The sequence below is a fragment of the Streptomyces sp. CO7 genome, assembly GCF_053474865.1.
The window spans coordinates 27,294-29,376 of the sequence record NZ_JBRIOU010000007.1; the positions used below are offsets into that span (position 1 = coordinate 27,294).

Sequence of the window (2,083 nt, forward strand, 5' to 3'; positions counted from 1 at the left end):
GTCCAGGGGGACGGGGGACGGGTCCAGGGGCGGCAGCAGGATCCCCGGCAGGGCGGCGGCCACCGCGACGCGGGCACTCAGCGCGGCCGGGTCGGTGCCGGGCGCGTGGGCCTTGGCGACGGTGCGGTGATGACGGACGACGGTGGCGTCCGGGCGGTCGGCCAGGGTGCCGGTGGCGCACCCCGGGCAGGGCTCGGCGGCGGGGTGGGCCGCGGCGCGGGCGTGTGCGTGGAGGTCTGCCGGCATGGCGGTGAGCGTACGCGGGCAGTGGATCACGGTGTGGACGAAGGCGATGCGGCCCGACGAGGCCTGGGAAAACCCCACGCCGACGCGGCGAACGCGCCGCGCCGGCGTGGTGGTGCCGTCCGTCGTACCCCCGTCCCCACGGGGTTCGTTCGGGCCGATGTCCCCACCCGGACCGCTCTTCCGGGCCCGGGGCGCGCTCGGCGCCCCGGCACCACGCCCTCGGACGACGTCTGCGTGGCCACATGAGGAATCCTCGCGCAGGATCGCGTCCGCGGCGTCATGCCCTCGGATGAACCGGGCCGCCGCGGCTACTTCCCAGGGTGGAGAAGCGGAGGCCGGAGCTTCGCTCCGCACGCGGCGGCTGGTGACGTGGCTCACGCGGCGGTACCGTCGCCAAACCCCTTACGGCGGCGGCATCTTGGCAGCCGCGAGCCCGCAAACGCGTTCGCGCAGGGGTGAGCGGGCGCGGCCTGAACGCGCGGCGCGGCCGGGAAACGTAAGCTGTTGGCTCGTCAGACGGACCGGGCAGCGGGGATGAACATGGCGATGATGCGCCTCAGGCGCGAGGACCCGCGCGTCGTCGGCTCGTTCAGGCTGCACCGGCGGCTCGGCGCGGGCGGGATGGGCGTGGTCTACCTGGGCTCCGACCGGCGGGGCCAGCGGGTCGCGCTCAAGGTGATCCGGCCGGACCTGGCCGAGGACCAGGAGTTCCGGTCGCGTTTCGCCCGCGAGGTGTCGGCGGCGCGGCGCATCCGGGGCGGCTGCACGGCGCGGCTGGTGGCGGCGGATCTGGAGGCCGAGCGGCCGTGGTTCGCCACGCAGTACGTGCCGGGCCCGTCGCTGCACGACCGGGTCGCCGAGGAGGGTCCGCTGCCGGCGGCGGAGGTCGCGGCGGTCGGCGCGGCGCTCTCCGAGGGCCTGGTCGCGGTGCACGAGGCCGGGGTGGTCCACCGGGACCTCAAGCCGTCCAACATCCTGCTGTCCCCCAAGGGCCCCCGGATCATCGACTTCGGCATCGCCTGGGCGACGGGTGCGTCCACGCTCACCCACGTCGGCACGGCGGTGGGTTCTCCCGGCTTCCTCGCTCCCGAGCAGGTGCGGGGGGCGGCGGTGACGCCGGCCACCGACGTGTTCGCGCTGGGCGCCACGCTGGCGTACGCGTCGACGGGCGACTCGCCGTTCGGCCACGGCAGCTCCGAGGTGATGCTGTACCGCGTGGTCCACGAGGAGCCGCAGCTGCGGGGTGTGCCGGGGGCGCTGGCACCGCTGGTGCGGGCCTGTCTGGCCAAGGACCCCGAGCAGCGGCCGACGACGCTGCAGCTGTCGCTGCGGCTGAAGGAGATCGCTGCGCGGGAGGCGCAGGGGCTGGGACTGGGCGAGGCACGGTCCGCCGGGCGGGACGACGGCGCGGGCGGTTCGGCCGCGGCCGCGACGGTGCGGACGCCGGTGCCGCGGGGGTCGGCGTCCGCCCCGGCGGGTCGGACGCCGGTGCGGTCCTCGGGAGGCGCGGGTTCGCCCTCCGCGGCCGCGGCGCGGCGATCCTCCGCCTCCCCCACGCCGGCGCGACGGCGTCCTCCCTCCACCGGGGGGAGCCGGCCGGGCCGCAAGGGGGCGGCCCCCTCCTCGCGGGGCGGTCGCACGGCGTCCGGGACGGGCACGGGCGGCTCACGCAGCGGGACGAAGCTGCGGCCGGCCAATCCGCGGCTGCTGCGGCAGCGGCTGACCGTGTTCGTGGTGGTGACGCTGCTGGCGGCGCTGGGCATCGCGACGGTGCAGGGGTGCCAGGGGCCGTCGGACGACTCCGGGGCCGCGGCTCCGCCCTCGGCCACGGCCGGTC

The 2,083-nt window shown here is 77.1% G+C and carries 1 protein-coding gene and 1 pseudogene; one reads left to right on the forward strand and one right to left on the reverse strand.

Features of this window, described 5'->3' with window-relative positions; all coding sequences use genetic code 11:
• Positions 1–246, reverse strand: a pseudogene (locus tag ACOV8S_RS23905) (aminoglycoside phosphotransferase family protein); the annotation flags it as partial.
• Positions 247–780: 534 nt separating this feature from the next.
• On the opposite strand from ACOV8S_RS23905, the gene ACOV8S_RS23910 reads away from it, so the two are divergent.
• On the forward strand, positions 781–2,083 hold a 1,303-nt coding region (locus tag ACOV8S_RS23910), incomplete at its 3' end, for a serine/threonine-protein kinase (protein WP_448320439.1).